The following is a 13290-nucleotide window of genomic DNA, read 5'->3' on the forward strand; positions in this document are numbered from 1 at the left end:
GGAGGTGCCCCGACCTTCTCGGGTCGGGGGCAGCGGAGCGCGGGTCGGTTGCTGGCCCTCGGTGGGGCCGTCGGGGGGCTACAGGTCCTTTTCCAGGAACTGTTCCAGTGCTTCCACCACGAAGCGGTGGTCTTCCAGTTGGGGCAGGCCCGAGACCGTCACCGCGCCGATCACGCCCACTCCGTCCACGGTGATCGGGAAGGAGCCGCCGTGGGCCGCGTACATGTCCGGGTCCAGGCGGGAGGAGTCCTCGAACGTCGTGCCCTTTGCGCGGTAGCGCGTCCCGACCAGGTAGGACGAGGCGCCGAAGCGCTCGACCACCCGCCGCTTGCGCGCGATCCAGGCGTCGTTGTCGGGGGCCGATCCGGGCAGCGCCGCGTGGAACAGCTGCTGGCCGGCGCGGTGGATGTCGACGGCGACCGGCGCCTGACGTTCACGGGCCAGCTCCACCAGGAGCGAGCCGAGCGCCCACGCGTCGTCGTACGTGAACCGGCGGAAGACGAGCCGCCGTTCCTGGGCCTGGAGCTCCTCCAGACTCGGGGTGATCTCCGGGGTGAACTTGGGGGTGAGTTCGTGGGTGCCCATTACAGCGTCACCGCCACCTTGTCTCGTGCCGAACGGCGGGCCGCCTCCAGGACGTCGAGGGCGGCGGCCGCCTCGACGGCGGTCACCGGGTTGGGGCCGCCGTCGGTCAGTGCCCTGGCCACCGCAGCGTAATAGGCCGGGTAGTCGCCGGGGAGGGTCCGTTCGGGTCGGCCGCCGCCGGTCGCCGGGGACTCCCCGGCGCCCACCCGGCCCCACAGCTCCTCGGGCTCCGTGCCCCACTCCGTTCCCGCGCCGCCGGGCCGCTCGCCCTCCCGCAGCGCCGCCTCCTGCGGGTCGAGGCCGTACTTCACATAGCCCGCCTTCGAGCCCAGCACCCGGAACCGCGGGCCGAGTTGAGCGGTCGTCGCCGAGACGTACAGGTGGGACCGGACCCCGCTGGCGTGGGTCAGCGCGATGAAGGTGTCGTCGTCGGTCTGCGCCCCGGGCCGGCGGACGTCGGCCTCCGCGTACACGGACTGCGCCGGGCCGAAGAGGACCAGCGCCTGGTCGACGACGTGACTGCCGAGGTCGTAGAGCAGACCTCCGATCTCTGCGGGGTCGCCGGACTCCCGCCAGCCTCCCTTGGGCAGCGGCCGCCACCGCTCGAACCGGGACTCGAACCGCCGGACGTCGCCCAGTTCGCCCTCGTCCAGCAGCTTGCGCAGGGTCAGGAAGTCGTTGTCCCAGCGGCGGTTCTGGAAGACGGAGAGGAGCAGCCCGCGCTCCTCGGCGAGGGCGGCCAGCTCACGCGCCTCGGCCGCCGTGCCCGCGACCGGCTTGTCGACGACGACCGGCAGGCCGGCCTTCAGCGCGGCGGTCGCGAGCGGGACGTGCGTCTTGTTGGGGGAGGCGATGACGACCAGATCCAGCTCGTCGGCGCGCGCGAGCAGCTCGTCGGCGGAGACGGCGACCCGTACGTCCGGGAACTCGGCGCGGGCCTGCTCCTGCCGCTCGGGGTTCGAGGTGACCACCGTGTCGAGGACGAGGCCCTCGGTGGCCGCGATCAGCGGGGCGTGGAAGACGGAACCGGCCAGGCCGTAACCGATCAGACCCACGCGGAGAGGAGTACCTGTCATGGTCCCCACTTTCGCAACGCTGTTGCCAAAGTGCAAGCAGGGGGCAGAATGGGTCCGTGAACAGGACCGCCGGAGGCCGGCAGTGAACAGGACGGACGCGGGCGTCAACCTCCTGGGCCTGCGCAGCCACAACACCGCGCTCGTGCTCGACCTGCTGCGCACGGCGGGCCCGGACGGCATCAGCCGCCTGGAACTCGCCGAGCGCACCGGGCTCACCCCGCAGGCCGTCAGCAAGATCACCGCACGGCTGCGGCAGGAGGGGCTGGCGGCGGAGGCGGGCCGCCGCGCGTCCACCGGCGGCAAGCCGCGCACGGTGCTGCGGCTGGTGCCCGAGGCGGGCCACGCGGTGGGGGTCCACCTCGACCGCGACGAGCTGAGAGTGGTGCTCGCCCGGCTCGACGGACGAGTGGTGCGGGAGCGGCGGGCCCCGCTGTCCCTGGGCGCCGGGGCGCGGCCGGTGCTGGACGCGGTGACCCGGGAGGTGACAGGGCTCCTCGAAGCCGCACCCCCCGGCCCTCCTTCCGCGACGGCAACGGCAACGGAAATGTCGGCGGGAGCGGCGGGGGCAGGGGATGCGGAGCCCTCCGCAGTGGCCGCGGACGGCACCGCGACAGCAGCGGACGGCAGTGCCGTGGCTGTCGTCGCGCCGGACCGCATCCCTGTCTCGCCGCCCCTTCTCGGGGTCGGGGTGGCCCTTCCCGGGCCGCTCGACCATGCCAGGGGGGTGCTGCACCGGGTCACCGGCTTCCCCGAGTGGGACGGGTTCCCGTTGCGCGACGCCCTGGCGGAGCGGCTCGGCGCGCCCGTGGTCGTCGACAAGGACACCAACGCGGCCGCGCTCGGTCTCGCGGTCGACGGCGAGGGCGGCTCGTTCGCCTGCGTCCATCTGGGCACCGGCCTCGGCGCGGGACTCGTCATCGGCGGGACCCTGCACCGTGGCGCACGCACCGGCGCGGGCGAGTTCGGGCACCAGGTCATCCAGCTGGACGGGCCGCCCTGCTCCTGCGGCAACCGGGGCTGTGTCGAGGCCCTGTGCCTGGCCGCCCTCGGCCGGGGGGACGCCGGCGAGGCGGCGCGCGTCCTCGGCGAGGGCGCGGCGAACCTGGCCGGGCTGCTCGACATCGACGCCGTACTGCTGGGCGGCCGCGCGATCGCGGCCGCGCCGGAGCCGTTCCTCCACGGTGTGACGGCCGTTCTGCGGGCCCGGGCCCGCCGGGAGGGCTCGCCGGAGGACGCCGTCCGGGTCCGCCTCGCCCCCCACGGCGCCGGCGCGGTGGCCCGGGGCGCGGCCCAACTGCTCCTGGCCCCCCTCTTCGGCCGCGAGACGGGCTGACACGGTCCGGCGCGACAGGTCCGGTGCGACAGGTCCGGCACGGCGGTCCGGCACGACAGGTCCGGCACGGCTGTCGGGCGGCCCGAGCGGGGTGAACCGGGCCGGGTCCGGCGGCTCGGGCCGGGCTCGCCCGAACGAGGGGATTCGCACGGTCGTGCGGTGCGCCTTCGGGGGGCCGGGCGGGAGGCCGGGCAGGCTCACGTGTTCATGCGACTGTGCCCGCCCGTCTCCCTGTGCCTCGCCGCGGCCGCCGCCTTCCTCCCCGCCGCCCTCCTCCCCGCCCCCGCCCGGGCGGAACCCGGTCCGGGCTGTTCCGGCGCCGCCGCCGGTGACTTCCCCCTCAGGACCCGTATCCACGGCGGCCCCGCCTCCTACCGGGCGGGCGGCGGATACGGCGTCTGGTATCTCGACCTCACCAACACCACCCGCAGCGCCTGCGCCGCGGTCCACCCGGTGGTCGTCCTGGTCGACGCCGGACGGAATCTGAAACCGTCCCAGCCGCGACTGGACTTCTACGCCGGCGGCCGGCCCTGCCCGGTCCGCTTCGAGCACACGGACGACGACGAACTCGTCGGCGCGTTCACCGGCGACGACGCGTGCGCCGCCTTCCCGGGGTTCAGCGTGGGCCCCGGCCGGACCCTCACCGTCAAGCTGCGGCTCGCCCTGGCCCCGGACGCCGAGGCCAACGCCGTCACCGTCAACGCGGCGGTCGTCCAGCGGCACGGCGACGACGGAGACTGGATCGGGCAGTCCAACGACTACCGCTTCTCCGTCGAGGCCGACTCCGGCCCGGCCACGGGCCGCGACACGAAAGACCCCACGACCGGCCCGGCCACCGACGCCACCACCGCTCCCACGGCCGGGACGACGGCCGGGACGACGGCCGACCCGAGGAGCGACGCCACGGGCGGGGCCGCGGCGGGCGACGCGACACCGCCCGTCCCCCGTCCCGACGCCTCCGCCGGCACCGGCGGCCTCTCCCTCGCCGACGAGGCCGAGGAGCTGGCGCGCACCGGCCTGGCGTCGCCCGCGGTGCTCGCCGCGGCCGCCGGCTGCCTCCTCACCGCCGGCGCGGCCCTGCTGCTGGCCCGTCGGCGCCGTTGAACCGCCCCGCGCCCGCGCGCCCGCCCGCGTCCCAGCCGGTGGACGGTACGGAACCGGCCATTCCCTCAAGATCGGGCCTGTGACTAGGCTGAGGCGCACGCAGCGACCGCATGCACGCGCAGCAACCGCGTACTCGCGTACGGCAGGGAGACCCCGCACATGGCAGACCGCAGGCCCATCGAGTCGTGGCTCACCGACATGGACGGTGTGCTCATCCACGAGGGCGTTCCGATCCCCGGCGCCGACGCCTTCCTGAAGAGACTGCGCGAGTCCGGAAAGCCGTTCCTGGTCCTCACCAACAATTCGATCTACACCCCGCGCGACCTGCACGCCCGTCTGCGGCGGATGGGTCTGGACGTGCCGATCGAGAACATCTGGACCTCCGCGCTGGCCACCGCCCAGTTCCTGGACGACCAGCGGCCCGAGGGCACCGCGTACGTCATCGGCGAGGCGGGCCTGACCACCGCGCTGCACGACATCGGCTACATCCTCACCGACCACGAGCCCGACTACGTCGTCCTCGGCGAGACCCGCACCTACTCGTTCGAGGCCATGACCAAGGCCGTCCGGCTCATCAACGACGGCGCCCGCTTCATCTGCACCAACCCCGACGAGACCGGTCCCTCCGCCGAGGGCGCGCTGCCGGCCACGGGGGCGGTCGCCGCGCTGATCACCAAGGCCACCGGCAAGAAGCCGTACTTCGCGGGCAAGCCCAACCCGCTGATGATGCGCACCGGGCTGAACACCATCGGCGCCCACTCCGAGACCAGCGCGATGATCGGCGACCGCATGGACACCGACGTGCTGGCGGGCATGGAGGCCGGGATGCAGACCTTCCTGGTCCTCACCGGTCTGACCCGCCCCGAGCAGGTCGAGGACTTCCCCTACCGCCCGTCGAAGGTCGTGGACTCGATCGCGGATCTCGTCGACCGGATCTGAAACCCGCGGCTGCGCGCTGCCCACCCGTACGGAGCAGCGGCGTCCCGCAGCAGGATGCGCCGGGGGTCACGGCGGGGGAGTCTCCAGAGAGCTGGAGGTTCACGATGGGTTTCTTGAAGATCACCGTCTGTGCGGGCGCCGCGGTCGTCGCCGCGGTGCTCGTCCCCGCGGGGTACGCCTCGGGCGACGGCGGGCGTGACACTGCGGGCCGGGGCGGGGGCGGCGGCGTGTCCGTGACGCCGGCCAGGCCGTCGCCGGGATCCGAGGTCACGCTGAAGGCCACCGGGTGCCGCGGCAGGACGGCCACCGCGGCTTCGGCCGCCTTCGTGGCGGACGCGCGGCTCGTCGTCGCGGACGATGCCGAAGGCGCACTCGTCGGCGACACCCGGGTCCGCTCCACGCTCGCCGCGGGCGGCTACGACGTGCGGATCACCTGCGAGGGCGGTCCGGTGAAGGGCGGGAAGACCCGGAGCCGGATCGAGGTGCACAAGCCGGTGACCCACGTTCCCGGGACCGGGGCGGGTGAGGAAGTCGATGCGGGGGCCGATGCGCGAATCGAAGTAGGCATCGACGTCGGGGCGCGCCACTCGGACGCCCCGTCCGCCCGTCCGGTTCCTCCCGCTTCTCCGTCCCCCGCCGGCCCTCCGGCGCCTCCCGCCGTTCCCGTGGCGTCAGCCCCGCCCGCCGCGTCGGCCGTTCCCGGCCCTCCCGCGCCTCTCTCCCCTCCCGCGCCTCCCGTCGTTTCGGCCTCCCCCGGTGCTCCGGTGCGGGCGGGCGGGGGCGGGGCGGCTCCGCCGGCGTCGGTCGAGGAGGTGCGGGTGGACGCTCGCGGTCCGGGGACGGTGCAGGCCGTCGTCGGGCTGGTGCTCGCGGGCGTCGCCGCGGCCGTCGTCGCGTTGCGCGGTCTGCGACGGCGGCCCGGGGCGGACTGACCGCTGCCGTCGCCCTGCGGGCCGGGCGCCCGGGGCGTCGTCGTGCGAGGCCGGGCGGCCCGGGGCGACGTCACCTGGTCCGGTCGGCGGCCCGCTCCCCCGAAACCGTCGACCGGACCGGTCCTCGACCGCGCGCGCTCGGGTTGCGGGAGTGACCCGGCGTCCGGCGCGGGAGGCTGCGCGAAGCCACGGACGGTCGGGGGCGGCCGGGGCTCTGACACAAGAGGTACCCAGCAAAGGTGCGACACGAACGAAGGCCCCTCGCTCTCGCGAGAGGCCTTCGATGTCTGTGCGCCGCCAGGGACTCGAACCCCGGACCCGCTGATTAAGAGTCAGCTGCTCTAACCAACTGAGCTAGCGGCGCCTGCTGACGGGACAACTCTACAGGACCTGCGAGGGTGCCCAGGACCACCCGCGGCCCGCGCCCCGGTCGGCGGACGGCCGCATTGGGCCGGGCGGGTTCCCCTTACATCATTCGGACCGTCAGCATGCGCGTCCGGAAGACAGTTGAGAAACTGCGGGCGTGCACAGTCGCGGACATTTCCAGCTGCAGTGTGAGGGGAATCGCATGGAGGCTCCGGTATTCGAGGAATTCGATCCCGAGAGCGACTGCGACTGTCCCGGATGCGTGGCGCGGCGGCGGGCGGCCCGCCTTTCCCCGCCCGTCGCGTTCGGCGGCCACCCCTCCGCCCGCCGTGCCCTGGTCGTCGCCACCGCGACGGCCGCGACGCTCGGCGCGGCGCACGCCGCACCCGCCGTCGCGGCACCGCACGCGCCGGACCGGCCCGGTGTCCCTGCAGGTGACGAACCCGCGACCCCCCAGGGACGCAAGGCGCCGCTGCACGGACCGGCCGGACAGCCGGCGCGTCCCCCGGGGCTGACGGGGCCGGTCCGGACGCCCCCGACCACCCGGGCGGACATCGTCCGGCGGGCGAAACTGTGGGTCTCGGCCCAGGTTCCGTACAGCATGGGCGCCTACTGGTACGACGGTTACCGGCAGGACTGCTCCGGATTCGTCTCCATGGCCTGGAACCTGCCCGGCAACGAGTGGACGGGCAGCCTCAACCAGTTCGGCACGAGAATTACCAAGGAGGAACTCCAGCCCGGCGACATTCTGCTGTTCCATAACGCGTCCGACCCCGAGAAAGGCTCGCACGTCGTCCTTTTCGGTGGCTGGACGGACTACACGCACAGCTACTACGTCGTCTACGAGCAGACCCGTCCGACCACTCGCCGCCAGGCCACTCCCTATGCCTATTGGAGCCATTCGGACCAGTACATCCCCTATCGCTACAAGGGGCTCACCTCACCCGCGCCGGCCGGCCCGGAGGCGGGGGCCGCCGGGGGCGGGGGCAAGGCCGCGGGCGGGAGCGCGCCGACGACGCCGTTCCCGGGGCGGGCGGCCTTCGGACCCGGCGCGGACAACGCGTACGTCACCCTGCTCGGCCGGCTCCTCGTCGAGCGCGGCGGCGGGCGCTTCTACGGCTCGGGGCCGGGCCCGCGCTGGTCGGCGGCCGACGGCAGGGCCACGCAGGCGTTCCAGCTGGCGCAGGGCTGGAGCGGGGCCGACGCCGACGGCCTGCCGGGCCCCCGGACCTGGTCGCTGCTGGTCACCGGCAAGGGCCGGAACATCGGGGCGGGCGGCGCCGGTGGGGTTGCGGGCGCGGGGGCCGGGAGCGGCGCGGCGGGGGCGCCCGGCACGCCCGCCGGGGCGCGCGTTCCCGCCTATCCGGGCCGGGCGGTGTTCCGGCCAGGGGTGCGGAGCGCGTCCGTCACGCAGTTGGGGGCGCGGCTGGCGGCGAAGGGGTTCGGCAGGTTCTACACGACGGGTCCGGGTCCGCTCTGGGGCGAGGCGGACCGGCGCGCGGTCGAGGCCTTCCAGCGTGCCCAGGGCTGGCGCGGCGGCGCCGCCGACGGCTACCCGGGCCCCGAGACCTGGCGCCGCCTCTTCTCGTAGCCGCCCGTCACCCTCGTCGCCCGTCGTCCCCCTCGCTCTCGTCACTCGTCATTCCACGTCACTCTCGTAATCCTGGTAACCCTCGTCACCCCTGTCATGGCGTATCTGGCGCGGAGGCTGGAGGCACGCAGTGCACACGACCACTTCACCGACACCCGAGCCCGAGGGGCCGGCCCGGCCCGCCCGGCTCATCCAGAACGAGGCGACCACGGAGATCCCCGTCCACCTGCTGTTCCGGGACGAGCCGGAGCCGCGGCCGGTGCCGCTGGCGCCCGCCGTGGTGGGCAGCCGGACGGGCACCGGGGAGCAGCCGCGGCTGCGCCGCCCAGCGTCGGTCAAGCCGCGTCCGGCGGCGCAGGTCGACCCCGGCCTGGTGGAGCGGCCGGCCCGGGTGCTGCCGGGCGTCCTGGGCGTGTTCGCCGGGGCCTGCGGGGTGGCGGGCTGTGTGGCCGCCTCGTGGTGGGCCGGGGTGCTGCCGCGGGTCGCGGTGCGGGCGCTGCGGCTGCCGGAGTTCGCGGGCGCCGGGCTGGGACCGGCGCAGTGGGCGGTGTACGCGGGGGCGGGCGCGCTGGGGCTGTTCGGCTTCGGCGGGCTCGCCCGGGGCCGGACCGGCCGGGCCTGGGTGCTCGGCCTATTCGGCCGCTACCGGGGGACCGTGCGGCGCACCGGCCTGCTGTGGGTGAACCCGTTGCTGTTGCGCCGGCGGGTGGACGTGCGGCTGCGGCACTGGCGCAGTGAGCCGATGCCGGCCGCGGACGGCAGCGGTGTGGCGCTGCGGGTGGTGGCGCTGGTGGTGTGGCGGGTGCGGGACACCGCGCGGGCCACGCTGGGTGTGGAGGACCACGAGACGTATCTGCGCGAGTGCGTGGAGGCGGCGCTGGTGCGGGTCCCGGTGGAGACGCCGGCGGCGGGGCGCGGTTCGGTGGAGGCGTCGGCGGAGGCGTTGAGCAGGCTGGTGGCGGCGGAGGCCGGTGCGATCGGTTTGGAGGTGTTCTCGGTGCGGCCGGTCCGGATCGAGTACGCGCCCGAGGTGGCCGCCGCGATGCACCGCCGCCGGATCGCCGCGCTCGACGCCCAGCACCGGGCGACGGTGCTGACGTCCGTGGTCGACTCGGTGGAGGACACGGTGACCCGGCTGACGATGCGGGGGCTGGTGGAGCTGGACGACTACGAGCGCAAGGCGCTGGTGAAGGACCTGACGGTGGCGTTCTGCGCGGGGCGGCAGGAGCAGGCGTGATTGGTCTGGACATGGCCAAGAATCGGCAATAATCTCAAACTTGGTCTAGACCTGCACGGCACGGTTCACCGAACTCCTGAACTCCCCACGTTCACCAGGAGCGCCAGCATGCGCGAGAAGACCCGAAGAGGAACCGGCAAGAAGACCAGGTGGTACGCGGCCGCGCTCGGACTCACCACGGCGGGGGCCTTCGTGCTCACCGCCGGGGGCGCGAGCGGCCACGGCTACACCGACCTCCCCGTGAGCCGGCAGAAGCTCTGCCAGAACGGCTCGGTCGCCAACTGCGGCGACATCCAGTGGGAGCCGCAGAGCGTCGAGGGGCCGAAGGGCTTCCCGGCCTCCGGCCCCGCGGACGGCCGGATCTGTTCCGGCGGCAACACCCGCTTCGCCCAGCTCGACAGCCCGAGGACCCCCTCGGGCGGGGCATGGCCCACGACCAGGCTGACCGGCGGTCAGAGCTACACCTTCCGCTGGCAGTTCACCGCGATGCACGCCACGACCGACTTCAAGTACTACGTCACCCGGCAGGGCTGGAACCAGAACCACGACCTGGCCCGCTCCGACCTCACCCTCACCCCGTTCCTGACCGTGCCCTACGGCGGTCAGCGGCCCCCGTCGACCCTCTCCCACAGCGGCACGCTGCCGTCCGGGCTCAGCGGACGTCACATGATCGTCGCGGTGTGGACGATCGCCGACACGGCCAACGCCTTCTACGCGTGCTCGGACGTCACGTTCTGAACGGGACGGCATTCCTGAGCATCGCTTGAGGTCCCCCGTGCCCGCGCACGGGTACGTTCCCTGCACGCCGGCCCGACCAGGCCGGCGTACAGGGAACATCGGGGGAGTTCATGGAAGCGTTCTTCTACGTCGTCCCGGGCGTGATGGCGGCGGGACTGCTGTTCGGCATGTCCCGCGTGCTGGCCAAGTCCCGGCGGATCGCGCGGGCCTGGAGCAGCGGCCTGACCGCGCAGGCGCGCTGCCTGCGGGCGTACACGACGCTCAGCGGTGGCGGTGACACCGCGATCGGCACGACCCTTCACCATGTCTTCGAGTTCACCACCCGTGACGGCCGGGTCGTGCGCTTCGAGGAGGCGGACGGCCCGGGGACGATCCTGGAGGGCGACGTCGTCACCGTCCGCTACGCGGCGGTCCGTCCCGAGGAGGCGACCGCCAAGGCCCCGGCCCGTGGCCGGCTCTTCGCCGAGTCGGGATGCCTGCTGGGCTTCCTGGCCGCCGCCCTCGCCTTCTGCGTCTTCTTCATGATCGGCGTCCACCTGATGTTCGACGAGGCGGGCGAAGTGATGCCGATGCCGTGACCCTCCACATCTGACGGAGCGTCAACTACCCTGCGCGGCCATGGACTCCATCAGGGCGGCGGGCACGGTCGCCGAACTCGTCGCGGCCCGCTGGGGCGATCGCCGGCCGGGACTGTGGTGCGAGGACACCGTCCTCACGCACCACGAGGTCGCCGCGGGCGCCGCCGCCCGCGCCGCCCTGCTGCACGACCTGCTGCCACCGGACGGCCCGCCGCACCTGGGCGTGCTGCTGGACAACACACCGGAGTACCCCCTGTGGCTGTCGGCCGCGGCCCTCGCGGGGGCGGCCGTCGCCGGGATCAACTCCACCCGGCGCGGCCCCGAACTGGCCCGCGACATCCTGCACACCCAGTGCCGGCTGCTGATCACCGACTCCGCCCACCTGCGGCTCCTCCGGGGCCTCGACCTTCCGGGCGTCCGGCTGCTCGGCACGGACACGGCGGAGTACGGCGCCCTGCTGGCCCCCTACGCGGACGCCCGCCCGGACCCCTCGCGGGCCACCCCGGCCGACCGGCTCCTGCTCTGTTTCACCTCCGGCTCGACCGGCGCGCCCAAGGCCGCGATCTGCACCCAGGGCCGGCTGGCCGCCGCCGGCCGCTCGCTGGCCGGGCAGTTCTCCGTCGGCCCGGACGACGTCCACTACGTCTGCATGCCGATGTTCCACGGCAACGCGGTGATCGCCGACTGGGCGCCCGCGCTGACGGCCGGCGCCGGGGTCGCGCTGCGCCGGCGCTTCTCGGCCTCCGGGTTCCTGGCCGACGTGCGGCGCTACCGGGCGACCTACTTCACCTACGTCGGCCGGGCCGTCCAGTACGTCCTGGCCACCGAGCCGGGCCCGCACGACCGCGACCACGTGCTCCGGCTGGGCTTCGGCACCGAGGCGGGCGCGGTGGACGCGGCGGCGTTCGAGCGGCGGTTCGGCGTGCGCCTGGTGGAGGGGTACGGCTCCTCCGAGGGCGGGGCGGCGGTGCAGTGGTCGCCGGGGACTCCGGCGGGAGCGGTCGGCCCGGCGGGCGCCGGTCTCGTCGTCCTCGACCCGCAATCGGGCGCGGAGTGTCCGCCGGCCGTGTTCGACGCGGCGGGACGGCTGCTGAACGGCGACGAGGCGATCGGCGAACTGGTCAACCGGGGGCCGAACCCCTTCGAGGGCTACTGGCGCAATCCCGCGGCGGAGGCGGAGCGGCGCGGCGCGGACGGCGCGTACCGGACCGGCGACCTCTTCTTCCGCGACCGGGCGGGCTACCTGTACTTCGCGGGCCGCACCGACGACCGGCTCCGCGTCGACGGCGAGAACCTGGCCGCGGCGATGATCGAGAACATCCTCGCCCGGTACGAGGGGGCGGCGGCCGTCGCCGTCTACGCGGTGCCGGACCCGGTGACCGGGGACCAGGTGATGGCGGCGCTGGCCGGGACCTTCGATCCCGCGGACTTCGCCGCCTTCCTGGACGCCCAGCCCGACCTCGGCACGAAGATGGCGCCCCGGTTCGTGCGGGTGGTGGAGTGGATGCCCGTCACCGCCACGAACAAGATCCACCGGGCGCTGCTGCGGCGCGAGGGACCGCACTGCGCCGATCCCGTGTGGTGGCGTCCGCCCGGGGAGGGCGGCTATCGCCGGCTCGCGGCGGGGGAGGCCGGCCTGACCGGTCCCGCCGGGCAAGGCGAAGGGCCTCCCGTGTCCACGAGAGGCCCTTCCACTGTGCGCCGCCAGGGACTCGAACCCCGGACCCGCTGATTAAGAGTCAGCTGCTCTAACCAACTGAGCTAGCGGCGCATGACTCCCGCCCTCCGCCTTCGGCGGCTGGCGACGGAGAAAATACTACCTGGTCCGCGGGGGTGCTTCCGACCACCCCGCCGCACCCGCCGCCGCGCCCCCGCGGGCGGGTCTCAGATGGCCAGCGACAGCAGCACCGGCGCCGCGTTCCTGTTCAGCGTCTCGGCCGCCTGGCGCAGCCGGTGGGCGTGGGCGACCGGCAGGGACAGGGCCAGACAGCCGGCCGTGGCCCCGGCGGTGAGCGGGACGGCCGCGCAGACCGTGCCGATCGCGTACTCCTGGAGATCGAGCACCGGGACCGTGGGCGGCTGCGCCTCCAGACGGGAGAGCAGCAGTTTGTCGCTGGTGATGGTGCGCGAGGTGAGCCGGGCCATCCTGTGCCGCGAGAGGTGGTCGCGGCGGCCGTTGTGGTCGAGCTGGCCCAGCAGGCTCTTGCCGAGCGCGGTGGCGTGCGCCGAGGAGCGGAAGTCGACCCATTCGTGGACGGCCGGCGTGGCGGGACCGTCGGCGTACTGGGTGATGGTGACCTCGCCGTCGACGTACCGGCTGATGTAGACGGCGGCGCCGACGCAGTCGCGGAGCCGGTCCAGGGTGTGCTGGAGCTTGTCGCGCAGGGCCTGTTCCCGGTGGTGCGCGGATCCCAGCCGGGCGAGGGCGTCGCCGGAGACGTACGCCCCGTCGGCGATCTGCTCCACGTAGCCCTCGCGGCGCAGCATGCGCAGGAGCGTGGTCAGCCGCTCCGCGCCGAGGCCGCTCCCGCGGGCGAGTTCGTCGTCGGTGACACCGGTGGAGTGCCGTGCCACCGTCTCCAGGACGCGCAGCGCCTCCTGGGCCGAGTGGTACGGCGCGGTCGGCTCGTGCTTCAGCGCCACGGTTCCCCCTGCGTCAGCCGTGCCGGCTGCGCTGCTGTAGTGGGCCGTAATCCGGTCAGTGAACCGCTTCCACCATAACGGCCAACTGCCCTGCGGGGAGGGGGTGGAGAGGATTCCGCCTCCTCCCCGCACGCGGACTGTTCCGACGGCATATGCCCGCCCCTCTGT

General features: G+C 74.2%; 12 protein-coding genes and 2 tRNA genes. 9 read left to right on the forward strand and 5 right to left on the reverse strand.

The genetic code is table 11. The features are described from left to right. Positions 1-78 precede the first annotated feature (78 nt). Together ACGFSH_RS00745 and ACGFSH_RS00750 are read right to left on the reverse strand one after the other, a co-directional pair. A complete protein-coding gene (locus tag ACGFSH_RS00745) occupies positions 79-585 on the reverse strand; it encodes a heme-degrading domain-containing protein (RefSeq protein WP_393343565.1) in 507 nt (168 codons plus the stop codon). Beyond that, positions 585-1661 (reverse strand): Gfo/Idh/MocA family oxidoreductase, encoded by a 1077-nt coding sequence (locus ACGFSH_RS00750; protein ID WP_393343567.1) that lies wholly within the window; start codon positions 1659-1661, stop codon positions 585-587. The genes ACGFSH_RS00745 and ACGFSH_RS00750 overlap by 1 nt, the downstream gene beginning before the upstream one ends. An 82-nt stretch (positions 1662-1743) precedes the next feature. Between ACGFSH_RS00750 and ACGFSH_RS00755 the strand changes: the two genes are divergently transcribed. The 4 genes from ACGFSH_RS00755 to ACGFSH_RS00770 all read left to right on the forward strand — a co-directional run bounded on the left by ACGFSH_RS00755 (position 1744) and on the right by ACGFSH_RS00770 (position 5969). Next, complete coding sequence (locus ACGFSH_RS00755; RefSeq protein WP_393343569.1) at positions 1744-2994, forward strand: ROK family protein; 1251 nt, start codon at positions 1744-1746, stop codon at positions 2992-2994. A 207-nt stretch (positions 2995-3201) separates the two neighbouring features. After that, on the forward strand, positions 3202-4098 hold the full coding sequence (locus tag ACGFSH_RS00760) for an LPXTG cell wall anchor domain-containing protein (protein ID WP_393343571.1): 897 nt from the start codon (positions 3202-3204) through the stop codon (positions 4096-4098). 159 nt (positions 4099-4257) lie between these two features. Next, entirely contained in the window at positions 4258-5037 is a 780-nt protein-coding gene (locus ACGFSH_RS00765; protein WP_069769631.1) for an HAD-IIA family hydrolase, read from the forward strand. 104 nt (positions 5038-5141) lie between these two features. Continuing rightward, a complete protein-coding gene (locus ACGFSH_RS00770; RefSeq protein ID WP_393343573.1) occupies positions 5142-5969 on the forward strand; it encodes a hypothetical protein in 828 nt (275 codons plus the stop codon). A gap of 290 nt (positions 5970-6259) precedes the next feature. Here ACGFSH_RS00770 and ACGFSH_RS00775 read toward each other — a convergent pair. Continuing rightward, positions 6260-6333 (reverse strand) — tRNA-Lys (locus ACGFSH_RS00775). A gap of 204 nt (positions 6334-6537) precedes the next feature. Between ACGFSH_RS00775 and ACGFSH_RS00780 the strand changes: the two genes are divergently transcribed. The 5 genes from ACGFSH_RS00780 to ACGFSH_RS00800 all read left to right on the forward strand — a co-directional run bounded on the left by ACGFSH_RS00780 (position 6538) and on the right by ACGFSH_RS00800 (position 12211). Next, entirely contained in the window at positions 6538-7926 is a 1389-nt protein-coding gene (locus ACGFSH_RS00780) for a peptidoglycan-binding protein (RefSeq protein WP_393343575.1), read from the forward strand. Between the two features lie 130 nt (positions 7927-8056). After that, positions 8057-9163 (forward strand): SPFH domain-containing protein, encoded by a 1107-nt coding sequence (locus ACGFSH_RS00785; RefSeq protein ID WP_393343577.1) that lies wholly within the window; start codon positions 8057-8059, stop codon positions 9161-9163. A 108-nt stretch (positions 9164-9271) separates the two neighbouring features. Continuing rightward, complete coding sequence (locus ACGFSH_RS00790) at positions 9272-9901, forward strand: lytic polysaccharide monooxygenase (RefSeq protein WP_393343579.1); 630 nt, start codon at positions 9272-9274, stop codon at positions 9899-9901. A 110-nt stretch (positions 9902-10011) separates the two neighbouring features. Next, entirely contained in the window at positions 10012-10479 is a 468-nt protein-coding gene (locus tag ACGFSH_RS00795) for a DUF3592 domain-containing protein (protein WP_393343581.1), read from the forward strand. 40 nt (positions 10480-10519) lie between these two features. Beyond that, positions 10520-12211 carry an AMP-binding protein gene (locus ACGFSH_RS00800; protein ID WP_393343583.1) on the forward strand — a complete coding sequence of 564 codons (1692 nt, stop codon included), beginning with the start codon at positions 10520-10522 and terminating at the stop codon, positions 12209-12211. Here ACGFSH_RS00800 and ACGFSH_RS00805 read toward each other — a convergent pair. Further along, positions 12177-12250 (reverse strand) — tRNA-Lys (locus ACGFSH_RS00805). The genes ACGFSH_RS00800 and ACGFSH_RS00805 overlap by 35 nt on opposite strands. A 113-nt stretch (positions 12251-12363) precedes the next feature. Beyond that, positions 12364-13122 (reverse strand): IclR family transcriptional regulator, encoded by a 759-nt coding sequence (locus tag ACGFSH_RS00810; protein WP_393343585.1) that lies wholly within the window; start codon positions 13120-13122, stop codon positions 12364-12366. Positions 13123-13290: the final 168 nt, after the last annotated feature.

Origin of the sequence: Streptomyces sp. NPDC048481 (assembly GCF_043200075.1) — a bacterium.
Classification (GTDB): Bacteria; Actinomycetota; Actinomycetes; order Streptomycetales; family Streptomycetaceae; genus Streptomyces.